Below are 23,086 nucleotides of genomic sequence, written 5' to 3'. Positions count from 1 at the left end.
AGCTCGATGGTGCTGGCGGTCTTCGCCGGTGGCGTCGAGCCGGTGGCCGCGGCACCGGCGGCTGCGGCACCGCGGACCGCCGTTGCGGCGGCGACCGATCCGGAGACCGACCCGAGACCGATTCCCGACTCCGGGTACCAGGAGTGGGACGGAATCACCGGAATGCCCGACATCACCGGCGACCCCAGGCTGCGCGCCTGGGTTGCCGATTTCGTCGAACTGGACCCGGAGCCCGAAGTTCGGGAAGCGGCGGCGGAGGCCCTGCGCGGCGACGACGCGGCCATCATGGCGTTCATCAGTGTGGGGGTGCACGAGGCGCGGGCCAGAGCGGCCGCGCGGAAGCAGGAGGCGGACCGGCTCAACCGGGTCGCGATCGAGCCGATGGCGGGTACCGGTGGCCCGATCTTCAACGCCGAGGTCACCAGGGTGCTCGCCGGTGAACCCGGTGACCGGGCGGATTTCCTGGCCTACGGGAAGGACGTGGCGCGGCAGCGGGACGAGCAAACGCGCCAGTTCGAACAGCAGCGGCTGGAACAGAACCGGGCGCGAGTGACGATGCTGGCCGATGTCGCGGGAGCAGAGGTAAGGAAGGGCGCACGAACGGCTCTGGAAACCGGCGATTCGGCGATCGCCGAGTTCTTGAGAACTGGTTATCAGGCCGCGGCGAAGCGGGACGCGGACGCGCGGGAGGCCTATCTCAAAGACCTCGAAGAACGGAACAAGGCCGCCGAGCAGTTGACCGAGCTGGCGAAGAAGGCCGCTCGGGCGGCGGTTGCGCGAAAGAATCTGCTGATCGCGCACGGGAACGGCATTCAAGCCTTGCAGCGGGCTTCGAATGCGATGGTATCGGCGGCGAACGAAGCCCGCCGGGCCGCGAAGATCCTCGCCGAGGACGAGTCGAGCGGTCAGCATCAGCCTGACGCATTCCGTCAGGTGAAGGCCGAAGTGGCCAGGCAACTCGGCTACGCGGGGCAGGCCGCGACCGATGCGCAGCAGGCGTCGGCCACCGCCACCGTGCAGGCCAACATCCTGGTCGAGACCGGGCTGACCTATGGCGCGCAGTGGGCACAGATGGCCCACGGCATGGCGGCGGCGGCAGCCGCGGCAGTGAGCGCGTCGCAGACCGCGCAGCACGCCATCGACGCCACCGAGGCAACAGATCTCGCCCAAGACGCGCAGCAGAAGGCTGAAGCACACGCGGAGCAGGCCCGGAAGTGGCGGGCACACGCGGAGGAGCACGCCCGGTCCGCGGCCACGATCGCGGAAGCCGCGAGGGTGCAGGCCGTCGCCGCGCAGGATGCCGCCGCACGCGCCAGGCAGGCCAGGGTCGAGGCCGAAGCAGCCGAACAGCAGGCATGGGCAGCGGCAAGACGAGCACATGAGTCGAGGCTGGTTGCCGAGGCCGAACAGCAGAAGGCAGCCGCCGCCCGTGCGGCGGCCGAACGCGAACGGGCGAACGCGGCCGCGTCCAGGGCAGAAGCCGAACGGCAAGGCGCAATAGCCAGGTCCGCCCGTGGCAACGCCGAACTGCAGGCCGGGATCGCGCACAGTGCCCTGCAACGGGCGCTGGCCGAAGAAGGTGTCTCGGCACAGGCCGCGAACGCGGCACAGAACGAAGAACGCAACGCCGCGGCTTCGCGGGACGGTGCGATAGCGGCCGAGCGCACCAAGCAGGTGGCCGAAGCCAAGGCACAAATGCTGGAGGCCGCGGCTGCCCAAGCGCGAGGCACCTCCGCGGCAGATGCAGCTCAGGCCGCGGCGACCCAGGCCCGCGCCGAGGCGAACACCGCCACCGAAGCGGCGATCCGCGCGCGGTCGGCGGCCAACGTGGCGACGGGTGCCGCGGCACAGTCCAGGGCGGCGGCGACCGAGTCGACCAGAGCGGCCGCGCGGGCTCGTGCGGAAGCGGACAAGGCCCACGCCGCCGCGGTCGCGGCGGACGCCGCGGCAACCCAGTCCGAAGCGCATGCCGCCAGCGCGCATGCGTTTGCGGTAAAGACGAACGTGAAGGCGGCCGAAGCCACCGCGGCCGAAACACAGGCCGCTGAACACGCCCGCTCCGCGGTGCAACTGGCCGAACAGGCGGCTAGCGAAGCAACTCAGTCGTTGTGGGCCGCCGAGCGGACGAAAGCCGAAGCCGAAGCGGCGTCGAACGAAGCGGTGTCCGCGGCTACCCAGGCGGGGGTCGCGGTGCGGGCATCCCTGGCCGCACGTGCGTCGTCGCAGGCGATCACCGACCCGGCGAACGCCGCGATCAAGGTGGTCGCGCCGTTCACCGGTAGCGATTTGGACGCCGACTTCGTGGCTTTCGTCGCCGAGGAGGCCAAGAAGGTCGGCGCCGAACAGGCCAAGGCCGCTCAGGACCGTGCGAACGAAGCCGGCGTAGCCGCACAACAGGCCGCCGATGCCGCGGCCAACGCTGCTGACCAGGTCAAACCGGCCTTCAACGCGGCCTCAGCCGCGGCGGCGTCTTCGGCCGCGGCGGCCAGGTCGGCCGCGGAAGCCCAGCAGTCCGCGGCCGCGGCGGCCGTCGACGGAGCGGCCGCGCGCGCCGCTGGAGCCAGGGCCAACCAGGCCGACGCACAGGCCCGCGCCGATGCGCAGGCTGCCCGCCGGGCGGCGAACGCGGCCAACAGCGACGCCGTGATCGCCGGCCGTTCCGCAGCCGCGGCCGAGCAGGATGCCGCCGCAGCCCGTTCCGCAGCCGGCCGCGCCGAAGCCGACGCAGCAGCAGCACGGAACGCGGCCACCCGCGCCGAAGCCGACGCGGCCGCCGCCCAAGCCGCCGCCGACCGGGCTCAGGAAAACGCCGACCGGGCCGCCGAAGCAGCCCGCAATGCCCGTGACAGCGCGGTCCAGGCACAACAGGCCGCGGACCGGGCCGAGGAACAAGCCCGGCGAGACGAAGCCGAACGCCGCAGGCAAGTCGCCGAACAGCTCGAAGACGGCGGCGGGATCGAATTGACCCCCGATGAACTCGAACTACTCTTCTACGAAGGCGATGACGAGGCTGTTCAGCAGTACCATGACGCCTACTCCGCAGCCAACAAAACCATAATTCAGTTCCTGCTCGAAATCGGCGCCGACGTTCTCGTTGGGCTTTTGGGAATTGATGACGCCAAGCGCTGCTTTGGCGAGGCAAATATCGAAGGCTGCATATGGACCGTTGTCAATATTGGCAAGTTTCTAGCTATCCTTGGCAAGCTTCCCGAAGTTGGAAAAGCCATATTTCGAGCTGTCGCCGGGATCGGCAAATTTCTCGAAAGCTCCAAGCTCGGCAAAAAAATTCTCGAGTCGTCGAGAAGTGTAGTAGCAAAAGCCAAAAATAACCCGTGCTACCAGCCGAGTGGAACCAATTTAGCCACAGTAGCCCGGACAGAATCCGGCGAAAAGATACCGGCCGGCTACGCCAGCAACACCCGGGCACTCGCGAAAAACTCATGCATAAATTGGAATCACCTAAGCAAGCCAACTTTTGGTCACACTTTCAATGATCACGGAGCCGGCTTGAAGAATACCGGCAGATTGCTCGATCGCGCCCGAGTCACCGGAAATAGCCAAGGGCAATGGCTTGACAACAACGCTGCCGTGGAGCTCCTAAAGAACTCCTACAAGCCAGGGTTCAGCGTCAAGACAATTGAGATCCCGCCGGGCCTTGGGCAGGCGATAAGGCCAGATGGCTCGATCATCCCTGCCACACACGCAACACTGGTGCCGGCCCGAAATGGCCTGTACAAGACTGCGTATCCTGTAGTCATCTCCTAGCGGACGACAGGAAGCCCGAGGAAATGACATTCAGCTGCACACTGAAACGTCCAACAAAGAAGTTCCGCACTGACAAGGAGCCATATTCGACCGAGGATTTCAGCGACTACGAAACCTTGGCAATTTACGCCTGCAGCCTACTTGCAGAGACCGATGGCGAATTCAAATTTGGCGGCTTCGGTAAAGGCGACTGGCATCTGGATATTGGATACGACATGTCAGCAATAATTGAGCAGCTGCCCGACCTGCTCAACTTCCTGCACGCAAGGGAAGCCGGGGAGTTGGATCTGTACCCACCAGGCGTCGAGTGTACTTTGAAGTTTCTGCCACACGGAGACATGGTGGTCATCGAATGCCACTCGAGGACTTCATGGATCCCAGAACCACCCGTGGAGCAAGCGTCCTACGCGGAGGTTGAGCTCATCTTTGAGACCCTGGCAGTCGACTTCGCAGTATCGCTTGACCTGGTCCAGCCTAATGTTTCCAACTTGTCGCCATTTTGCGAATGGCGCGACGGATGGACAAGGCAACACCACTCCACTTGACGAATACTCATCAAGTATTTTTAATATTGACCGAAAGCAGGGATATATTGCGGAAAACGCGAAGACATTTGAATAGGGCAAATACGCTTCATTTTAAGCTGTCGAGGGGCGCGGTCGTCACGACCGCGGCCACAGTGCTGGCCTCGTTGCTCGCCCCGCTGCCCATAGCAGCGGCCGCCGCGGCACCGGCCGCCGCAGATAGCACGGCCACGCAGCAGGCCGCACCTACGGCGCCGGGGGCGACGGCGTTCGAGAAGGGCGCGGCGGCGGCGATTCTGGGGATCACAGCAGGACCTGAGTTGCTCGTGCTGGGCGACAAGGACTTCGTGATCGCCATGTGGCGACGCGCACCGCAGGATGCGAAGGAGTTGCGGGCCGCGGCGGAACTGGCGTTCGCGGGCTCGGACTTCGAGTGCACCCAGTACATCAAGACCGGGATGAAGGAAGCCCACGATCGCGACGTCGCCCAGCTCGTCCGGGATGCGCCGGTTGCCAGGATGGCCCGTGAGCTCAAGCAGGGCGCAGCGGCTCTGCTGGAGCTCACGGTGGACGAGAACATGCTCGTCCTGAACTACCGGGACTTCATCTACAAGCTGTGGCAACGTGCCGTGGCAACCACACCCAAGATCCCCCAGGTCGAAGCCGCGGCGCTGGCCGCGTTCGACGGCTCCGAGGACGTGCAGAAAGAGTTTCTCGCCACCGGGCTCCGCCAGGCACTCGAACGTGACAAACAAGCCGCGAGAGACGCCTTGGAGGATGCCACCGAGGCAGAAAAAGCGAGGCTGGCGGCGCGCGACGCGAAGCACAACGCCGCGGCGTTGCTGGGCATCATCGCGACCGAGAACATGCTCATCTTGTCCGACGACAACTTCATCCGCGAGATCTGGAACCGGTCCCAGCCCGACACCGAGGTGAACGCGGCCGCGATCGATGCATTGCGCAGCCCGGATCCGGCCGTCTGGAAGCGCTTCATCGACGTCGGGATCTACGAGGCCAAGAAACGCGACGCCGACATCGCCTATCAGAAGTTCGCGGCGGAGAACCGGCGCCGGGCGACCGTGATCCAGGCCAAGGCCGAGAACAGCACCGTGCATCCGGCGCTGGCCGCCGCTGCCGTGCGCGCGCTCGCCGGCACCGACAAGGACGTCGACTACTTCCTGCGGATCGGTGCCGCGCTCGCGATGACGCAGTCGCTGAAGTCGCACAGCGGAGCCGTCCGTAGTTCCTACATCGACGACGTCCAAGGCCTTGGGGTGGTCACCGCGCGCGACCCGGTGGGCGGTAAGCCCGGCGCGGACGGCCAGCTGACCTGGACCATCGCCACCGGCCTCGCGGATCCGGGCTGCTATTCGCTCGAGTCGGCCACCCGCCCGGGGTTCTACCTGCGCCACCAGAACTTCCAGGTGAAGGTGGCGGCCAACGACGACAGCCAGGCCTTCGCCAGGGACGCCACCTGGTGCGCACGCGGCGGGCTGGTCGGCTTCGGCAGCACCTTCGAGTTATTCAGCAACCGGGCCCGCGTGCTGCGCCACTTCGACGGGAAACTGTGGGCCGCCGACAGCAGCAGCGCACACCCGTTCGACAACCCCACGACCTTTCTCCAGGACGCCTCCTGGCACGTCGATTGGCCGAACCCCAACGCGGCGTCCGCGGTGATGCTGCGCTGGAACAACGAAGACACCCTCAAAACGCAGCTTGGCAGCCCCACCGCCGGCGAGGTCGCCGATGGCGACATTCGTTATCGCGAGTTCGAACGCGGCCGCATCTACTGGGGGCCCGCCTACGACACCCATGTGGTCCAAGACAGCATCCTGGCCGTCTATCTGGCTTACGGCGGTCACCGTTCGCCCGCTTTCGGCCCGCCGATCACCGACCAGTTCGCCACCGCGGACCGCAACGGCCGGTACAACAACTTCGCCCATGGCGGCTCCATCTACTGGAGCGCCGCCAGCGGAGCACACGCGGTCTACGGCGGCATCAAGGCCAAATGGATCTCGCTTGGCGCCGAGAAGTCGTATCTGGGGTATCCGATCAGCGATGAGGCCGCCATCCCCATCGGCAGGCGGCAGCTCTTCCAAGGCGGGCGGATCGAGTACAACTCCATCACCGGAAAGGTCACCGACTACCGCAATTGAGACGAGTGCTGGGCGGCCCCCAGGACCGCCCAGCACTCCACCCCCAGGGCCAGGGAAACACCTGGACCCGCCGAGCCGGGCAGACCGGTCGAACCACTGTGGACGGTCTACCGGCCGGGCTCGTTCGCGTGGCCGCACCCCCTGGCCGGCGGGGGCGCACTAGCCGATCCTGGCCTCTATCGGTACGGTACCGTTTCGATGAGCGACTCGACAACCCCTGAGCCGGAGTCGGGGGAAACGGCACGCACCCCGGTCCCGCGGGGAGCCCGCGCCCGTGAACGGGTGCTGCGGGCGGCCCTCGGCGTACTGGTCGACCACGGCTTCTCCGGGTTCACCATGGAGGCGGTCGCCGACCGTGCCCGTGCCAGCAAGGCCACCATCTACCGGCACTGGTCATCCAGGGCGGACCTGCTGGTCGCGGCGGTCGGCCTGGTGCCGCAGCCGGCCGCACCGCCGGACACCGGAGAGCTGCGCGCCGACCTCATCGAACTGTCGACGGCGATCGAAGGGCTGCTCGCCCGGCCGTCCTTCGCCGGCCTGCTCGCCGCCTTCATCGACGCCGCCGAGCGCGAGGCCACCCTCACCAGGCTGCACGCCGAGTTCTCCGAGACCCGCCGGGAGCCGCTGCGCATCGTGCTCACCAGGGCCAGGGACCGCGGCGAGCTGCCCGACGGAACCGACCTGGAACTGGCCATCGACCTGCTGGCGGCGCCCGCGTTCTACCGGCGGCTGATCACCCATCGGAAGTTCCCGCCCGGCTACGGGGTGTCCGTCGTGGACCACGTGCTCACCGCCATCGGCTACACCGGGCCCCGGTGAGGAGCCGGTCAGCCGGGTTCGCGGCGCAGCCGCCGCTGACGCTCGTCGGAGCGGTACTGCTCGGCGAGCCCGAGCACGCTGCCGGGCAGGTCACCGGCCGCCAAGTCGGCCATGGTCACCGCTTCCAGCACGTTGCGCAGGCTGCTCCTGGTCGCCATCCAGACGTCGAGCAGTGACTCCGCCGCACCGGAGTAGGAAAGCTCGGAAAGCCCGATGTCGTGCACGTTGACCAGCGGCCCGTCGATCGCGCGGAGCACGTCGGCCACGGAAATCTCGCCGGCAGGGCGCCACAGCTCGAAGCCGCCCTCCGGCCCCCTGGTGCTGCGCACCAGCCGGGCGCCCTTGAGCTCGCGCAGAACGCTGTGCAGGAACTTCAGCGGGAGGTCCTGATCCTTGGCCAGCGAGGCCGCCGTCACCGGGCCGTCGCTCGGTCCGGCCGCCAGCTGCGCCATCACGCGAATCGCGTAATCAGCCTTGACCGAAACCCTCACCAGCCCATCCTCGCACCCAAGATCGCCCGATGGGGGGAAGATCCTTGAATTTTTGACGGTACCCGCAGCTACCCACGGCCCTCTGGCCCGTGCGAGCAGGACGTCGAGTGAGCAAGATCGGTGCCATGGCTCTCACCGTGCGCGTTCCCGGACTGGTACTGACCGAACACGAGTTCCTGGTCCCGCTGGACCACGCCCATCCCGAAGGCGAGCGCATCACCGTGTTCGCCAGGGAGGTCGCCGACCCGGACGGGCTCGACCGGCCGTTCCTGGTGTTCCTGCAGGGCGGCCCCGGGCACGAGTCGCCCCGGCCGTCCCGGGTGTCGGCAAGCCCGCCCTGGCTCGACCGGGCGCTGCGCGACTACCGGGTGCTGCTGCTCGACCAGCGCGGCACCGGACGATCGACCCCGGTCGGCGCGCTGCCCGGGATGTCTCCGGCGGAGCAGGCGAGGTACCTGACCTTCTTCCGGGCCGACGCCATCGTGCGGGACGCCGAATGGATCCGGGCCGAGCTCGGCGCGGATCCATGGAGCGTGCTCGGCCAGTCCTTCGGCGGTTTCTGCGCGCTGCACTACCTTTCCGCGGCGCCACAAGGACTTCGCGAAGCGTTCTTCACCGGCGGGTTGCCCCCGGTCGGCCGCCATCCCGACGAGGTCTACCAGGCCACCTACGCGACCATGCTGGAGCGCAACCACAGGTACTACCGCCGCTATCCCGGCGATCACGCGCGGGTGCTGGACCTGCACGAACGGCTGGCCGCCGGGACGGTGCGGCTGCCCGGCGGGGAGCAGCTCAGCGGCAGGCGGTTCCGGCAGCTCGGCAACGTGCTCGGCATGAGCGACGGCGCCGAGCGGCTGCACTACCTGCTGGAGCGCGACTGGTCCGCACCGGCGTTCGCCCACGACGTCGCCGCAGCGCTGCCGTTCTCCGGCCGCAACCCGTTGTACGCCGTGGTCCACGAATCCAGCTACGCCGACGGCGGTGCGACCCGCTGGTCCGCGGAGCGGACGCTGCCCGCCGAGTTCGCCGGGGACGCCACCCTGTTCACCGGGGAGCACGTGTACCCCTGGATGTTCACCGACTACCCGGAGCTGGCACCGCTGGGCCCCGCCGCCGAACTGCTCGCCGAGCACGAGTGGCCGCGGCTCTACGACCCCGCCCGGCTGCGGGACTGCTCGGTGCCCTGCGCCGCCGCGATCTACACCGAGGACGCCTACGTCGACCGCGTCTTCTCCGAGGAGACGGCGCGGTTGATCCCGTCCATGCGCACCTGGGTCACCAACGAGTACCAGCACGACGGCCTGCGGATGGACGGCGGCCGCATCCTGGACCGGCTGATCGCACTGGCCCGCGACCGCGCCTAGCTCCCGGCGTTTCCGCAGGTCAACGGTCGTGAGTGAAAAGTGTTGCCAGGGCAACCGTTTTCACTCACGACGGGCGAATGGCCGCGTTCAGATATCCGTGCCGGCGGAGAACATCACCGGGCGTACCTCGACGGCCAGCCCGTCCACGTGTGCGTCCGGAAGCTGCCTGGCCAGCTCGATCGCGCGCTCCCTGCTTTCGCAGTCCACCAGGTAGTAGCCGCCCATGTGCTGCCCGGGATCCGGCGGCGGCCCGTCGGTCACTTCCGGCACACCGTCGCGGGCCCGAACGCACGCGCTGTTCGACGGATCGGCCAGCGCGTGCGTGCTGATCATTTCGCCGGACTCCTGGATCGTCCTGATGAACTCGCCGTGGCCGCCCCGCACCTCGTTGCGCACCGCCTCCGGCAATGCCTCCCAGACAGCCGGGTTCAGCCGTATGACCAGCAGATACTTCATAGCCCGCACCTCACGGTCTCCCGGTGCCCGGACGGGCACCTCGCACCGGTAGGTCGGAACCGGCGATGGGTTCCCGACATCCACCGACATCCGCTGTCAGAGCACTCCCGGCAGCACCAGCGCGCCCCAGGCCAGCACCGGGCCGAAGCCGACGATGCCGCAGGTGTAGCCGATCACCTGCCGGTAGAACCGCTGCCGGTCCACTCCTCTGACATTGCTGAGCACCAGCGCGCCGTTGGTGGAGAACGGTGACACGTCGACGATCGTGGTGGAGATGGCGAGTGCGGCGATCAGCCCGGCGGCGCTGAGGTGGCTGGACAGCAGCAGCGGCACGGCGATCGGGATGATCGCGGTGAGGATCGCCGTGGAGGAGGCGAAAGCCGAGGTAACGGCCACCGTGAAGCAGAGCAGCAAGGCCACCAGCAGCGGCGCGCCCACGGTGGCGGCGCGTTCCGAGATGAGCGCGATGGTGCCCGCCTTCTCCAGGATGCCCACATAGGTGACCATGCCCGCGACCAGCAGGATGGTGGACCAGCTGATGCCTTCCACGGCCTTCGCCTGGTTCTTCATGTCGAGCAGCGCCAGCACGGCGCCGGCGGCCAGCGCGAGAAAACCGATCTCCAGGTGGAAGACCAGCGCGCCGACCACCAGTCCGGCGAGTGCGGCCATGGTGGCCGCCTGCCGCCAGGTGATCCGCGAATCGGCGGGGTCTTCCCCGGTCTCCTCCGGCACCGCCACGGCGTCACCGCGACGGCGCAGTGCCAGGAAGGTCAGCACCGAGAGGAACAGGTTGAAACCGAAGCTGGCCAGGAACATCACCAGCGGGGACACCGACAGCGGGGTCTGCTCGACCATGCCCGAAACCAGCACGCCGGACACGGCGATCGGCGAGAACGCGCCGGCGTGCGCTCCGCTGATCACCATCATGCCCATCATCAGCGGGCTGGCGCCGTGCCGGAACGCGAAGTTCATGCCCACCGGCACCAGCAGCGCCACCGCGGCGGGGGTGAACGTGCCGAACGCGGTGAGCACCGCCGCGACCACGAACAGCACCCACGGGATCAGCGCGACCTTCCCGCGCACCAGCCGCACCCCGCCGGACACCAGCAGGTCGATCGTGCCGTTGCGCTGTGCCACCGAAAAGAGATAGGTGACGCCGACGATCGTCACGAACAGCGAGACCGGGAACCCCTCGAAGATCTGGTCCTCGGTCAGCCCCAGCGACATCGTGCCGACGACGAAGGCGCCGACGAAGGCCAGGATGCCGATGTTGATCGGCAGCAGGGTGGCGACCAGGAACATGACGCCGAGCGCGCCGATGGAGATCAGTTCAGCAGACATCGTTGTCTCCCAGTGCTTTCCGGTCAGGCCGGCATCGGAACGGCCGATTCCGGGACGTGGATCTCCGCGTCGCACAGGATGCGCGCGGCGCGGCGGACGGTGACCCGGCGCGGCCCGTACTCGCCGAGGCCGGCGCAGGTGACCACGACGACCCCGGCCGGGGTGCCGATCCGCAGCACCGGTGCCGCGCTCGCGGTGGACCTGGCGTGCACCACCGAGCCGTCGAGCAGGTTGGCGGCGGCGATCCCGACCGCGGAGGTGAGCCCGATGGCCGGGTGCGGCGCGTTCATGGACAGCATGCGGACCGAGATGTCGTAGTCCGCGGCGGCCACGGCTTCACCGGTCGAACTCTGGTAGGAGACCGGCTCCCCCACGAAACCGACCTTCGGCACGGCGTCGCCGAGGGTGTCCAGGCCCATCCGCGCCGCGGCCGCGCGGCGGACCGAACGCAGCCAGTCCACCTGCTCGCGCAGCACCGCGACCGGCTCGGCCCCGGTCCGTCCCACCGCGGCCGCGTCGACGAGCACCATCGGCGCCCCGGCGTCGATCATGGTCACCCGCACCTGCACACCGCCGATCTCCAGCTCCTCGGCCGCGGCACCGCTGGGCGTCCGCGATCCCGTCGTGCCGCCGACAGGATCCAAAAAGGACAGTCCAACCGCGACTCCTCCGGAGCGGGTGCCCGGCACGGTCTGCGTGCCGAACTCGTGCGCGACACCGCCGGTGGTGTCCACCGACGCGGCCAGCACGGCACCGGTGTTGACGTTGCGCATGGTCACCGCGGTGAGGTCGCCGGTGATGGTGGCGAACCCGCGGGTCACCGCCCACAACGCGATCGCGGTCGCGCAGTTGCCGCAGTTGCTGCCCCACTCGACCTTCTCCACCCCGATGCCCACCTGGCCGAACAGGTACTCGATGTCGATGCCGGGTTCGGCACATGGCCGGATCACCGCGGCCTTCGAGGTGGTCGGGGTCGCCCCGCCGACGCCGTCCAGCTGCACCGGGTCTGCCGCGCCGTAGGCATTGACCAGCAACGCTTCCAGACCGTCCAAAGTGGTGGGAACGTCCCGCTGGTCGAACAGCCAGCACTTGCTGGTGCCACCACGAACCAAGGTTGCGGGTACGTGCACTTCGGACTCCCCTTCCCCGGGTGCGGGCGAACTCGTTCACCTTGACAGCACCGCAGGGTTGAGCACAATGCTCGTATTCTTACGCTGCCTTTAGCTCAGCTAAACCTGACGGGAGCTCGAATGCTGGACGTACGCCGGATACTGCTGCTGACCGAGGTCGCCGAGCACGGCTCGCTCACCGCCGCTGCGGAGGCCGCGGGGATGACCGCTTCGGCCGCGTCACAACAGATGTCCCGACTCGAAGCCGAAGTCGGCCAGCCACTGCTGCACCGGTTGCCGCGCGGGGTACGACTCACCGACGCCGGATCGGCGCTGGTCGACCGCGGACGGTCGATCCGCCGTGAACTCCGGGCCGCCGAAGCGGATCTGGAGTGCTTCGCCCAACTCGACCGCGGCACGCTACGGCTCGGCTCGTTCCCCACGGCCAGCGCGTCGCTGCTACCGCTGGCGCTGACCCGCTTCTCGCGCAAGCATCCCGGCACCCAGGCCGGCGTCCGCTCGGCGATGCTCGCGGAGCTGCTGGAAATGCTGCACACCGGCGAGGTCGAACTGGCCGTGCTCTGGGACTACCAGTGGAACCGCGTCGACGACCCCTCGCTGACGGTGACCCATCTGCTCGACGATCCGACCGTGCTGGTCGTGCCGGCCGACTCCGAACTGCTCGACGACGGTGCGATCAGCCTGACCTCGCTGGCCGGGCAGCGCTGGATCATCAGGGCGGACAACCACCCGGTGGCCGAAGTGCTCCGCCGCAGTTGCGCGCTGGCCGGTTTCGAGCCGGACATCGCCTACGAGTCGCACGACTACCAGGAGGCGCAGGCGATGGTCGCGGCCGGGCTCGGCATCGCCATCGCGCCCCGGCTGGCGCTGACCAACCGGCGCAACGACGTCCGGCTGGTCCGGTTCGCCACCGACGTACCGGCCCCGACCCGCCGGATCCTGCTCGCCAGGCCGAAAAACCGGACGCCGACACCGGCCGCGCTGGCGATGACCACGATCCTGCAGGCGGTTTCGCACCGGTTCACCGAAGACAACCTGCACCGCAACCAGCTCGGCTCGGTCCGCTGAACGACGCGGTGCTAATCTTGGACAGTCGCCCAAGGCGAACGACCAGGAGGTACGAGATGGCGGCCACGACGTCGGCGGACCGGGGACGCGAGGTGCGGCGCCGGCTGCTCGCCGCGGCCACCGGGCTGATCGCCGAACGCGGCTGGCCAGGGGTGAGCACGCGGGTGCTCGCCGAGCGGGCCGGGGTGGCGCCGGGCCTGGTGCACTACCACTTCGCGTCGCTCCAGGCGCTGCTCACCGAGGCGGCGATCGGCGTGCTGCGCGGGCTCACCGACGGGCTGACCCCGTTGCTGAACCAGGCCGGCACCCCGGAAGAGGCGCTGGACCTGTTACTGGGCTCGCTGGCCTCGCACACCGGCCACGATCCCGTCTCGCTGGTGTTCACCGAGACCTATCTGGCCGCCACCCGCGACGAGGAGTTGCGGCGCGCGGTCGGCGGCGTGCTCGCGGACTTCCGCCGCGAGTTGGCCCGGTGGCTCGGCGAGCACGAGGTCGAGTCGCCCGCGGAAACCGCCGCGGTACTGGCCGCGGCGGTCGACGGCGTGCTGCTGCACCGGGCACTGGACCCCGGCCTGACCGCCGAAACCGTCGCCCCCGTCCTGCGCCGGACCCTCACGAAGGCGGGGCGCCGCACATCCTGACCAGCGAGGAGCACCGATGGCACTGACCGACCGAAAACCGACCGGGCTGCTGAAAGTCCTGCTGCGCGCGCCGATCTGGCTCTACCGGGCGCACCTCGGCCGCCTGCTCGGGCACCGCCTGCTCTACCTCGCGCACCAGGGCCGCCGCACCGGCGCCCGGCGCGAGGTCGTCGTGGAGACCGTCCGCTACAACCCCGCGGTGCCCGAGGTCGTGGTGATCGCCGCCTGGGGCGGGGACCCCGACTGGTACCGCAACCTGAAGGCCGCACCGGCGCTGGAGGTCCGGCTCGGCGGGCAGCACTGGCCCCGGCCGGGGCACCGCTTTCTGGACGGCACCGAAACCCTCGGCGTGCTGCGCGCGTACCAGCGGGCGCACCCGCACGCCTGGAAACGGCTCGCGCCCGCGCTCGGCTTCCCCGCCGACCCGGCCGATCCGCGCTGGCCCGCCGTCGCCGAGGGCGTGCACGCGATCGCCTTCACCCCCGCCCGGAAGTAGCCGGGAAAATCCGGTCGCGGGCATGTCCGGATCGGCCGGCCGGCTCCGACCAGCGACGTAGGGTGCCGATACCGGCACATCGACCGAGCACAGGAGCACCACGGATGAAGTACGTATTGGCCATGTACATGAACCCGGCGGTCTGGGAGGCGCTGACCGAAGAGAAGCGCAACGAGGTGATGACCGGGCACGGCGACTTCATGGCGAAGATCAAGGCGTCCGGGGAGTTCGTGAACACCCAGGCGCTGAGCGGCCCCGGGGAGACCGCGGTGGTGCGGGTCTCCGGCGGGGTACCGGCGGTGACCGACGGCCCGTTCCTCGAGTTCAAGGAGTTCCTGGCCGGGTTCTACATGGTGGACGTGGCCGACCGGGAACGCGCCTACGAGCTGGCCGCGATGATCCCCGACGCCAGTGTCGAGGGGCTGGGCATCGAGGTCCGGCAGGTCATCTTCAGCGACGACGCATCCTGAGCGCGCCGACGTGGAGCCGGTGACCGAGCTGCTGCGGCCGCTGGTGCCGCAGGTGCTCGGCACGCTGGTGCGGCGGTACGGCCAGTTCGACGCCTGCGAGGACGCCGTGCAGGAGGCGGCGGTGGCCGCGTCCGTGCAATGGCGGACCGACGGGCTGCCGCGGAACCCGCGCGGCTGGCTGCTCACCGTCGCGACCAGGCGGCTGACCGATTTCTGGCGCAGCGAGGCCGCGAGACGGCGGCGGGAGGAGACCGTCGCGGCGCTGGAGGTCCCGGACGCGGCGCTCATCCCAGGACCCGGTGACGAGCAGGGGCAGGAGCAGGACGACACGGTCGGCCTGCTCTTCCTCTGCTGCCACCCGGCCCTCTCGGCGAGCTCGCAGGTGGCGCTGACGCTGCGCGCGGTCGGCGGCCTCACCACGGCCCAGATCGCCAGCGCCTTCCTGGTCCCGGAGGCGACCATGGCCCGGCGGATCACCAGGGCCAAGGACAGCATCGCCGAGGCCGGCTCCACGTTCCGCGACCCGGCCCCCGAAGAGCGCGCGGAGCGCCTCGGGGTGGTGCTGCACGTGCTGTACCTGATCTTCAACGAGGGCTACACCGCGACCTCGGGCGACGAACTGCAGGTCATCGAGCTCACCGCGGAGGCCATCCGGCTGACCAGGACGGTGCACCGGCTGCTGCCGAACGACGGCGAGGTGGCCGGGCTGCTGGCCCTGATGCTGCTCACCGACGCCCGCCGTCCTGCCAGGTCCACCCCCGACGGCGCGCTGGTGCCGCTGGCCGAGCAGGACCGCGGCCGGTGGGACAGGGCGATGATCGACGAGGGGATCGCGCTGATCATGCGCACCCTCGGCCGGTTCGCGAACGGGCCGTACCAGGTGCAGGCCGCCATCGCGGCCGTGCACGACGAGGCGCCGAGTGCCGAGCGGACCGACTGGGCGCAGATCCTCGAGCTGTACGGGGTGCTCGGGCAGCTCGCGCCGAGCCCGGTGGTCACCCTGAACCAGGCGATCGCGGCCGCGATGGTGCACGGTCCCCGCGACGGCCTCGACCTGCTGGCCGGCCTCGAAGGCGACAGCCGGCTCAAGCGCGGCCACCGGCTGGACGCGGTCCGCGCGCACCTGCTGGAGATGGCCGGCGACACCGACGCCGCCCGCGAGCACTACCGGCGCGCCGCCCGTCGCACGCTCAGCACGCCCGAACAGCGCTATCTCGAGGGACGGGCGGACCGGCTGGCCCGCTAGCGAAAGTCTTGTCTGTCGCGGAAAACAATATTGCTACCGCCAATCAGGTGATAGCGGAATTCATCCAGCGGCGGTTTCCCCGTAATAGCGGGAATTCCCGGAAACCGGCGACGCGACCGGTCCGGACTGGGCTAAAATTTCTGGTCAATCGACAGAGTTGACGACCGGCCCGGCAAATCAGGTGGGCGGCGACGCTCGCGCTGGAGGTGCGCCCTTGTGGCGGTTGGCGACAACCGGGTCTACGGGCTGAAACTGGTCATCGAGCTGGTCCGCGCGTTCATGACCAGGGAGGAACGGGACGGCTCGCTGCACAGCCGGCACTTTCCGGTACTGGTGGTCGAAGGTTTCCACGGCTCCGGCAAGACCGCGCTGCTGTCCGCGCTCGCCAATCGGCTCGACCAGCGGGTTCCGCACGTCAAGCTGGATCTCGAAACCAACCGGCATGCTTCGGTGCCGCAACTGCTCTCCGCCATCGCGTTCGACCTCAGCCGGAAGTATCCGCAGTACGACTCGCTGCAGTTCCCGCGCTTCATCATCGGGCAACTGGTGATGCGGCTAGAACTGGACCTTTCCGACCATTCGCGGGCCTATCAGCAGGTGGTCGAGGCGCTGAAACACCATCGCGGGTTCGACACGGTCCGCCAGGTGCTGGTGGAGACGGCCGGGAGCGTGCTGCTGAACATGGGCAGAAACGCCGGGGTGCCGGTCGAACCGCCCAGCCGGCTGCTCGAAGCCGCCCTGGACTGGCTTTCCGATCGGGTCACCGGCCGGCGGCTGGTGCTCGGGTCCTTTCAGAACTGGTACGGCCACCGGGATCTCGGCCTGCTCAACGACCCCATCGACATGCTCGTCGATCTCAACCGCAGGGCGACCGACTACGCGGACGAAGAGAACCAGCGGCGGATCGACGACCTGCTCTGGGCCGCGTTCCTGGCCGACCTGCGAGCGGCGTTCGGCCGGGGCAGGCGGGCCGACGAACGATCGCTGAACTGCGTGGTCCTGCTCGACAACGCCGACACCGCGCTCGGCCGCCGCTTCCTGCACCAGCTGGTACGGGCGCGCCGCCAGCGGGCCGCCGGCGATCAGGACGACGCCGACCCGCTCACCGTCGTGGCCACCAGCCGCGGCGCGTTGCTGGCCGACGTGCCCGAAGCGGACCAGGCACTGGTGACGCAGGAAGATCTCCGCGCCGGGCCGCTGCCCCAGCACGTGGACTGGCCGCGCTGCTGGTGGCTGCGGTACCGGCTGTCCGACCTCACCGAGGACGAGGTCGGCCGGGCGGTGATCGACATGACCCTGGACTGGGGCGACAACCAGCGACTGCCCCGGATCCTCTACGGGCTCACCGGTGGCCATCCGGCGTCGACCCGGCTGATGCTGGACGCCATCGCGAAGTCTTCGCCGAAGAAGTGGTTCGACCCCGAAGCGGTCCTCGCCCAGGTGGAACCGGATGATCAGCGGTCGGTGGAGGAGCAGCTGCTCGGCAGCCTGCTCGCCGACGCCACCGACGCGGAGCTGCGGGATCTGGCCACCTGCGCGGCGGCCAGGAAGCGGGCACACGCCCTGCTGCTCGCCGGTCAGGACGACCTGCTGCTGAGCGGACGGGCCGGCTACGAGGAGGCGCTGGACCCGATCCTGTGGCCCGCCGACGGCTCGGCTGGGCTCACCCTGCTCCGCCGGCTGGCCGGGCGACGGCTCGCCCGCCGGGACCCCGCGCTGGAACCGAGCTGGTCCGACGTACACGCCAGGCTCCGCGTCGCCTGCCGCGCCGAGGGCGACGAGGCCGGCGATCTGTATCACGCCCTCGCCGACGACGAGCTGGGGTTCGTCGCGCGGCGGCTGCACGAGCGCCTGCTCGAACTCGACGCCGAAACCTGGTTCCACCTGCTGGCCTCGGTCACCGAGGCACCGCACCGGCAGCGGCAGCCGGAGGCGCCGATCGACGAGGTGCGCACGCTGGTGGGTTCGGCCGGGCTGGAGCAGCCGCTGATCCCGGTCGGCAGCCTGGTCGCCGCGCTGCGGATCGTCGCGGACCCGTGCACCGACAGCCGCCGCCGCGCGCTGCACCTGCAGATCGCCGACGACTACTCCGCCGTTTCGCGGCTGTGCCCCGGCGGGCCGCACGCCGTCTTCCTGGAGGCGGCGCGCCGGCATCGGAGGGAAGCCGAATGGTGGGACTGAGCAGCCGGGCCGGGCGGCGCTCGCGAGGGAGGAACGCGTGACCGACACCATGGACGGGATCATCCCACCGGAGACCGGCAGGGTGCGCAAACGCCGCCTGCGCCGGCGGATCGCGCTGCTGGCCGCGGTGATCCTGCTGGTCGCGGGCGGGGTGTGGGCCGCGGTCACGGTGGCCGGCGCCTGCGGCTCCCTCGGTTCCGGAGTGTCCGAAGTGGACGGTGAGTGCGTCGGCGTCACCGACGGCTCCTACGTGTTCGACCCCGCGCTGGCCGACGTGCAGCGGAAGATCGCGGAGGAGAACGCCAGGGTGGCGTCTTCGGCACATGTCACGGTGGCCTTGCTGGACCCGTTGGTGCCCGCAGTGGACAGTGCGCTGCCCACTCCGCAGCTGCGCAACCGGCTCGAAGGGGCGTACACCGCGTTGCGCCGCGTCAACACCACCTCCGTCGCCGGTGACCCTCGCCCGCAGATCCAGCTGGTACTGGCCAACGGCGGCCGGACCGACGGCCAGTGGGCGCAGGTGAGCGGCCAGCTGGTGGAGCTGAGCCGTCAGGAGAACCCGCTGGTCGCCGTGATCGGCCTCGGTGTCAGCACCGAACGGACCCGTCAGCAGGCCGAGCAGCTGTCGCAGCACGGCATTGCCATGGTCGGCGCGTATCTCGCCGCCGACGGGCTGGACTACGACCACATTCCCGGCCTGGTCAAGGTCTCCCCGAGCAACCGGCACCACGTCGAAGCCCTCCGCCGCTACCTGGACAGCGGCACCGGCATCGACTCGGCCATCATGGTCCGCGACTCCAACTCCGACTCCGGCGCGGACCTGTACACCCAGACGCTGGAGCGCGAGTTCGAGCGGCAGATGACCGGCATCATCGACTTCCCGACCCAGCAGTTCACCGGGGCGTCCATCCCCAGCGACGGCGACCCCAACCTTTTCGCGAACGTGCGGGCGAATATCTGCGCTTCCGTGGCGAACGGCCTGGAGGCCGTGCTCTACGCGGGCCGGGAGGTCGATCTCAGCGGTTTCCTCGAATCGCTCGAGTACCGGCCGTGCCTGCACGTTCCGCTGACCATTCTGACCGCGGGCCTCGACCTGGGCGAGATCCTGCACGACAAGGAAAAGGAGCTGAGCGCGGCCAATCTCACCCTGGTCTCGGCTGGCACCGTCGACCCGGAAGGCTGGCGGCAGGACGCGGCGGGCACCCCCGAGTACTTCCGCCAGTTCCGCCCGGCGTTCGAGCAGGATTTCGCTCCGGAGCACCTCGACGACGGTGGCGCGATCATGATGCACGACGCACTGCTCGCCGCCGCGCAGGCCGTGCGTCTCGCCGCGCCCGGCGGATCGGCGTCCACCCCGGCCCCCGGTGATGTGCGGTCACAGCTGCTGAACGTCAACACCCTGCAGGCGGTGCAGGGAGCCGGCGGCACCCTCAGCTTCAGCAAACAGCCTGCCGGCGCCGGAAACCCCATCGGCAAGCCGGTCCCGGTGCTCCAGTACCCGAAGCCCGCGAACAGCCAGACCCGCCAGGTCGGCCCGCTCTACTACGTGCGGTGAACGGATGACTATGTACGCCGCTTCCCATTGTAGCTCCAGAAAACGGCGTACATAGACATCGAGCGAGCTGCAGGTCATGCGGCAGATGAAGTACCAGCGTCCCCGTCGTCGACATCTCCGAGATCAATGCGACTGCGCCAAGGATCGACGCGGAGCACTTCGACCGAGATCTCCTCACCCATCTCGACCTGTCCGTTCTGGAGGTCAGAACGCAAATCCTCGGTCATTTTCGTGACGTGTAACATCGCCAGCGGGCCCTGCTCGTATCCTTTGAGCCGTAGGAGCAGGAAACCCCCCTTATTCTCTCGCGTCGACTCTATTCGAGCGACGGTACCGACCAGCTTGTCACCAACGGCCGGCAGGTCCTTGCCGAGAGGCTCGGGTCCCGGTCCCGGTCCTCGTCCCACGAGGCGGAGCGTCACCTTACGCTTTACTCTATCGATATTGACTATCTCCGCCTGGACATCCATATCTCGGGTGATGTTGGCACGACGGGCCTCCGCGAACGGAACGTAACCGTGGATGCCGTGAGCGACGGAGACGAAGGCCCCTACACCCTCCGGCATGTTGACAACGCGGCCAGTGAAGACCTTGCCCACAGGGTATTCGGCGTCGAGAGCAGGCCACGGATTGCTCTTGTCGGCAAGCATCGTGTACCGCATCGCCCCCTCCGGGTCGGTGGCGATCGCACCGTCCAAAGATTCACCAGCTTTGTAACGACGCGCCAGGTCGGGAAGTCGAGCGTAGTCGACATCGGCGTTACTCAGCTCCAGGAGCTGGCGATACCCACCGCAGTTGACCTCGACCACCGCGCGTTCCTTGTCGACATGGACGACGGTGCCGGTCACCGGTTCGGTGTTGGCACCCTTGAGCGGAACGAAATCGTTCTCCGTCACGGCTTCATTTTTTGCGGTCCTCAGCTGGTCTTTCAGTTTCGTCGTCATAGTGGCCACACCAAATCCGGCCACCTCGTAGACGATGGGGCGAAGACGCCCGGCCAGGTCGGTCACGATCTCGTCCAAACTCTGGGTCAGCACTACCATGCGCTTGCCCAGAGCCATCGCCATGATGAGCTCCGCGGCCACATCGGCGCGCCGGAGCGAACAATCAACGATCACGACCTCGGCCATTTGGATTCCCCGCCAGACGGCGTCGAACACCCCATCAGTAGTGCCGAACATCTGATCGGCCCGTTCCGGGGTCATGCCACACTCGCGTACAGCGGGAACGTAGACCTCACGGTAGAGCTCGTCGAAGTCGAAGGAATCTCCATTGGCAAGCTCCTTCTTGCCGTACGGCATCGCGACGAAAGCCTTACCTTCCACAGGCTTCTCGGTTCGCGTCAGTTTGATCACGGTCATCCACTCCTTAAAGTGAGGTTTTATCCAGCTAGTGATGCCAGTTGCCCTGCGCAACCCATGCCGGCTCTTTATTGACTACCTAATCGTCCGCAAAGATGAGAGACGAAACCAGAGTCGGTCGACCCAGTTTCTTTTGGAGGCTTCAGACCTGGGTCTTCAGGCCGATAGCAGACTCCCAGCCGACCCTACGTGCGGTAGCGGCCGGAAAATCAGAAGCGCCAACGGATTCCGTTGCGTTACGGTCCGGCGATGGACGATCCGGACGGCTACTTCGGCGAACGCGCCGCGGCCACCTACGACGAGTCTTCGGCGTACATGTTCGACCCGGCCGTGGTGGATCCGGCGGTCCACTTCCTGGCCGGGCTGGCCGGCGGCGGCCGGGCACTCGAACTGGGCATCGGGACGGGACGGATCGCGCTGCCGCTCGCGGCGCGCGGCGTGCCGGTACACGGCATCGACCTGTCCCGGGCGATGGTCGCCCGGCTGCGCGCCAAATCGGGCGGCGACGCGATCCCGGTGGCCATCGGCGACTTCGCCGGCACGACGGTCGCATCGACGTTCTCCGTCGCGTACCTGGTCTTCAACACGATCATGAACCTGACCACCCAGGCCGCGCAGGTCGCGTGCTTCCGCAACGTCGCGGCCCATCTCGAACCCGGCGGCTACTTCGTGATCGAGGTCGGCGTCCCCGACCTTCGCCTGCTCCCACCCGGCCAGCACGTCGTGCCGTTCCACGTGAGCCCGACGCGATGGGCCTACGACAGCTACGACATGGCCACCCAGGCGATGAGCTCGAACTACGTCGAGGTGGTCGACGGCCGCGGCGAATACCGCTCGATCCCATTCCGCTACGTATGGCCGGCCGAACTCGACCTGATGGCCGAAATCGCCGGCCTCCTGCCGCACGAACGCTGGGACGGCTGGACCCGGGAGCCCTTCACCGGCGAAAGCCGCCACCACGTCTCCGTCTGGCAGAAACCCGCCACCTGACCGGCTCACTCGGGTTCATCCAAGATGAGTCGAAAAAATCGGACGGCGATGTCGAGAACCCGTGACCGGCTCCGTCCCCCTGATGAACGCGGCCGATCGAGGTCGCACCAGCACCGAGGAGAAACCACGATGGCCAAGTACTTGCTGCTAAAGCACTACCGCGGCGCCCCGGCTGCGGTCAACGACGTGCCGATGGAGCAGTGGACGCCGGAGGAGATCTCGGCCCACCTGAAGTACATGCAGGACTTCGCGGACCGGCTCGAGGGGACCGGCGAGTTCGTCGACGGTCAGGCGCTCGCCGCCGAGGGGACGTTCGTCCGGTACGACGGTGAGGGGCGCCCGCCGGTCACCGACGGCCCGTTCGCCGAGACCAAGGACCTCATCGCCGGCTGGATGGTGATCGACGTGGACAGCTACGAGCGCGCCATCGAGCTGGCCGGAGAGCTGTCGGCGGCGCCGGGAGCGGGCGGGAAGCCGATCCACGAGTGGCTGGAGCTGCGCCCGTTCTACGGTGCGTCGCCCACCGTCACCGAATGACCAGGCCCGCCGAAGGCCCCGCTCCTCTGCGGCCGGGCCTCTACCCTGATCGCGTGACAATCCAGCGGATGGAGCATGTTGGCGTCGTCGTCAGTGACCTCGCGGCAGCCGTGGCGTTCTTCGTCGAACTCGGGCTCGAGCTGGAAGGCGAGATGACAGTCGAGGGCCGCCTGGTGGATCGCATCGTCGGGCTCGATGGAGTCCGGTCGGACGTCGCGATGGTGCGGACCCCGGACGGCCACGGCAAGGTTGAGCTGATCAAGTACCACACGCCGACGAGTCAGGCCGGCGACCCTGGCGCTCCGGCGAACGCGCTGGGCATCCGGCACCTCCTGTTCGCGGTCGAGGGCATCGACGATGTCCTCGACCGCCTGCGGGCTCATGGCGCCGAACTGGTCGGCGAGGTGGTGCGGTACGAGGACAGTTACCGGCTCTGCTACGTCCGCGGCCCCGAGGGGATCATCATCGAGCTGGCTGAGCAGATCAAGTGACCAC

20 protein-coding genes are annotated in these 23,086 nt (G+C 68.5%); 15 read left to right on the top strand and 5 right to left on the bottom strand.

The features are described from left to right. Positions 1-6 precede the first annotated feature (6 nt). The 4 genes from AMYNI_RS0122795 to AMYNI_RS45175 all read left to right on the top strand — a co-directional run bounded on the left by AMYNI_RS0122795 (position 7) and on the right by AMYNI_RS45175 (position 7,264). A complete protein-coding gene (locus AMYNI_RS0122795; RefSeq protein WP_020670367.1) occupies positions 7-3,765 on the top strand; it encodes an ALF repeat-containing protein in 3,759 nt (1,252 codons plus the stop codon). 23 nt (positions 3,766-3,788) lie between these two features. Beyond that, positions 3,789-4,310 (top strand): hypothetical protein, encoded by a 522-nt coding sequence (locus tag AMYNI_RS49190; RefSeq protein WP_157357454.1) that lies wholly within the window; start codon positions 3,789-3,791, stop codon positions 4,308-4,310. Between the two features lie 134 nt (positions 4,311-4,444). Continuing rightward, the gene (locus tag AMYNI_RS0122785) at positions 4,445-6,445 is read left to right on the top strand and encodes an AbfB domain-containing protein (protein ID WP_084628436.1); all 2,001 of its coding nucleotides are present in this window, start codon (positions 4,445-4,447) and stop codon (positions 6,443-6,445) included. Positions 6,446-6,643: 198 nt separating this feature from the next. After that, positions 6,644-7,264: a TetR/AcrR family transcriptional regulator gene (locus AMYNI_RS45175; protein WP_063713775.1), complete on the top strand. Its 621-nt coding sequence runs from the start codon at positions 6,644-6,646 to the stop codon at positions 7,262-7,264. An 8-nt stretch (positions 7,265-7,272) separates the two neighbouring features. Here the strand turns inward: AMYNI_RS45175 and AMYNI_RS0122775 are convergent, their stop codons facing one another. Next, positions 7,273-7,755 carry an RrF2 family transcriptional regulator gene (locus AMYNI_RS0122775; RefSeq protein WP_020670364.1) on the bottom strand — a complete coding sequence of 161 codons (483 nt, stop codon included), beginning with the start codon at positions 7,753-7,755 and terminating at the stop codon, positions 7,273-7,275. A 125-nt stretch (positions 7,756-7,880) separates the two neighbouring features. Here AMYNI_RS0122775 and AMYNI_RS0122770 point away from each other — a divergent pair, with 125 nt between their 5' ends. After that, positions 7,881-9,119, top strand: coding sequence for an alpha/beta fold hydrolase (locus AMYNI_RS0122770; RefSeq protein ID WP_026360802.1), 1,239 nt, complete (start codon positions 7,881-7,883; stop codon positions 9,117-9,119). 87 nt (positions 9,120-9,206) lie between these two features. Here the strand turns inward: AMYNI_RS0122770 and AMYNI_RS0122765 are convergent, their stop codons facing one another. The 3 genes from AMYNI_RS0122765 to AMYNI_RS0122755 all read right to left on the bottom strand — a co-directional run bounded on the left by AMYNI_RS0122765 (position 9,207) and on the right by AMYNI_RS0122755 (position 12,046). Beyond that, the gene (locus AMYNI_RS0122765; protein ID WP_020670362.1) at positions 9,207-9,575 is read right to left on the bottom strand and encodes a YciI family protein; all 369 of its coding nucleotides are present in this window, start codon (positions 9,573-9,575) and stop codon (positions 9,207-9,209) included. Between the two features lie 96 nt (positions 9,576-9,671). Then, positions 9,672-10,916, bottom strand: coding sequence for an SLC13 family permease (locus tag AMYNI_RS0122760; RefSeq protein WP_020670361.1), 1,245 nt, complete (start codon positions 10,914-10,916; stop codon positions 9,672-9,674). A gap of 23 nt (positions 10,917-10,939) precedes the next feature. Continuing rightward, positions 10,940-12,046 (bottom strand): PrpF domain-containing protein, encoded by a 1,107-nt coding sequence (locus AMYNI_RS0122755; RefSeq protein ID WP_026360800.1) that lies wholly within the window; start codon positions 12,044-12,046, stop codon positions 10,940-10,942. 120 nt (positions 12,047-12,166) lie between these two features. Between AMYNI_RS0122755 and AMYNI_RS0122750 the strand changes: the two genes are divergently transcribed. From AMYNI_RS0122750 to AMYNI_RS45170, 7 genes are all read left to right on the top strand, one after another. After that, on the top strand, positions 12,167-13,114 hold the full coding sequence (locus tag AMYNI_RS0122750) for a LysR family transcriptional regulator (RefSeq protein ID WP_020670359.1): 948 nt from the start codon (positions 12,167-12,169) through the stop codon (positions 13,112-13,114). A gap of 56 nt (positions 13,115-13,170) precedes the next feature. Continuing rightward, positions 13,171-13,755: a TetR/AcrR family transcriptional regulator gene (locus tag AMYNI_RS0122745; RefSeq protein ID WP_020670358.1), complete on the top strand. Its 585-nt coding sequence runs from the start codon at positions 13,171-13,173 to the stop codon at positions 13,753-13,755. Between the two features lie 16 nt (positions 13,756-13,771). Further along, a complete protein-coding gene (locus AMYNI_RS0122740) occupies positions 13,772-14,251 on the top strand; it encodes a nitroreductase family deazaflavin-dependent oxidoreductase (RefSeq protein WP_020670357.1) in 480 nt (159 codons plus the stop codon). 104 nt (positions 14,252-14,355) lie between these two features. After that, a complete protein-coding gene (locus AMYNI_RS0122735; protein ID WP_026360799.1) occupies positions 14,356-14,721 on the top strand; it encodes a YciI family protein in 366 nt (121 codons plus the stop codon). A gap of 10 nt (positions 14,722-14,731) precedes the next feature. Further along, entirely contained in the window at positions 14,732-15,967 is a 1,236-nt protein-coding gene (locus AMYNI_RS0122730) for an RNA polymerase sigma factor (RefSeq protein WP_020670355.1), read from the top strand. A 216-nt stretch (positions 15,968-16,183) separates the two neighbouring features. Then, a complete protein-coding gene (locus AMYNI_RS0122725) occupies positions 16,184-18,148 on the top strand; it encodes a hypothetical protein (RefSeq protein ID WP_020670354.1) in 1,965 nt (654 codons plus the stop codon). Between the two features lie 37 nt (positions 18,149-18,185). After that, positions 18,186-19,703, top strand: a complete 1,518-nt coding sequence (locus tag AMYNI_RS45170; protein ID WP_020670353.1) for a hypothetical protein — start codon at positions 18,186-18,188, stop codon at positions 19,701-19,703. 74 nt (positions 19,704-19,777) lie between these two features. Here the strand turns inward: AMYNI_RS45170 and AMYNI_RS0122715 are convergent, their stop codons facing one another. Next, complete coding sequence (locus AMYNI_RS0122715) at positions 19,778-21,064, bottom strand: S1 RNA-binding domain protein (RefSeq protein WP_020670352.1); 1,287 nt, start codon at positions 21,062-21,064, stop codon at positions 19,778-19,780. A gap of 249 nt (positions 21,065-21,313) precedes the next feature. Here AMYNI_RS0122715 and AMYNI_RS0122710 point away from each other — a divergent pair, with 249 nt between their 5' ends. The 3 genes from AMYNI_RS0122710 to AMYNI_RS0122700 all read left to right on the top strand — a co-directional run bounded on the left by AMYNI_RS0122710 (position 21,314) and on the right by AMYNI_RS0122700 (position 23,082). Next, entirely contained in the window at positions 21,314-22,054 is a 741-nt protein-coding gene (locus AMYNI_RS0122710; protein WP_020670351.1) for a class I SAM-dependent DNA methyltransferase, read from the top strand. A 129-nt stretch (positions 22,055-22,183) separates the two neighbouring features. Continuing rightward, the gene (locus AMYNI_RS0122705) at positions 22,184-22,591 is read left to right on the top strand and encodes a YciI family protein (RefSeq protein ID WP_020670350.1); all 408 of its coding nucleotides are present in this window, start codon (positions 22,184-22,186) and stop codon (positions 22,589-22,591) included. A 68-nt stretch (positions 22,592-22,659) separates the two neighbouring features. Further along, positions 22,660-23,082, top strand: coding sequence for a VOC family protein (locus tag AMYNI_RS0122700; protein WP_020670349.1), 423 nt, complete (start codon positions 22,660-22,662; stop codon positions 23,080-23,082). Positions 23,083-23,086 lie beyond the last annotated feature (4 nt).

Origin of the sequence: Amycolatopsis nigrescens CSC17Ta-90, assembly GCF_000384315.1 — a bacterium.
Classification (GTDB): Bacteria; Actinomycetota; Actinomycetes; order Mycobacteriales; family Pseudonocardiaceae; genus Amycolatopsis; species Amycolatopsis nigrescens.
This window is presented reverse-complemented; position numbering and strand designations above follow the sequence as displayed.

Excerpts from the sequence above, each read along its gene's own strand:
- AMYNI_RS0122795 (WP_020670367.1), top strand. The coding sequence starts at position 7 with ATGGTGCTGGCGGTCTTCGCCGGTGGCGTCGAGCCGGTGGCCGCGGCA.
- AMYNI_RS49190 (WP_157357454.1), top strand. The coding sequence starts at position 3,789 with ATGACATTCAGCTGCACACTGAAACGTCCAACAAAGAAGTTCCGCACT.
- AMYNI_RS45175 (WP_063713775.1), top strand. The coding sequence starts at position 6,644 with ATGAGCGACTCGACAACCCCTGAGCCGGAGTCGGGGGAAACGGCACGC.
- AMYNI_RS0122770 (WP_026360802.1), top strand. The coding sequence starts at position 7,881 with ATGGCTCTCACCGTGCGCGTTCCCGGACTGGTACTGACCGAACACGAG.
- AMYNI_RS0122765 (WP_020670362.1), bottom strand. The coding sequence starts at position 9,575 with ATGAAGTATCTGCTGGTCATACGGCTGAACCCGGCTGTCTGGGAGGCA.
- AMYNI_RS0122760 (WP_020670361.1), bottom strand. The coding sequence starts at position 10,916 with ATGTCTGCTGAACTGATCTCCATCGGCGCGCTCGGCGTCATGTTCCTG.
- AMYNI_RS0122750 (WP_020670359.1), top strand. The coding sequence starts at position 12,167 with ATGCTGGACGTACGCCGGATACTGCTGCTGACCGAGGTCGCCGAGCAC.
- AMYNI_RS0122745 (WP_020670358.1), top strand. The coding sequence starts at position 13,171 with ATGGCGGCCACGACGTCGGCGGACCGGGGACGCGAGGTGCGGCGCCGG.
- AMYNI_RS0122740 (WP_020670357.1), top strand. The coding sequence starts at position 13,772 with ATGGCACTGACCGACCGAAAACCGACCGGGCTGCTGAAAGTCCTGCTG.
- AMYNI_RS0122735 (WP_026360799.1), top strand. The coding sequence starts at position 14,356 with ATGAAGTACGTATTGGCCATGTACATGAACCCGGCGGTCTGGGAGGCG.
- AMYNI_RS0122715 (WP_020670352.1), bottom strand. The coding sequence starts at position 21,064 with ATGACCGTGATCAAACTGACGCGAACCGAGAAGCCTGTGGAAGGTAAG.
- AMYNI_RS0122710 (WP_020670351.1), top strand. The coding sequence starts at position 21,314 with ATGGACGATCCGGACGGCTACTTCGGCGAACGCGCCGCGGCCACCTAC.
- AMYNI_RS0122705 (WP_020670350.1), top strand. The coding sequence starts at position 22,184 with ATGGCCAAGTACTTGCTGCTAAAGCACTACCGCGGCGCCCCGGCTGCG.
- AMYNI_RS0122700 (WP_020670349.1), top strand. The coding sequence starts at position 22,660 with ATGGAGCATGTTGGCGTCGTCGTCAGTGACCTCGCGGCAGCCGTGGCG.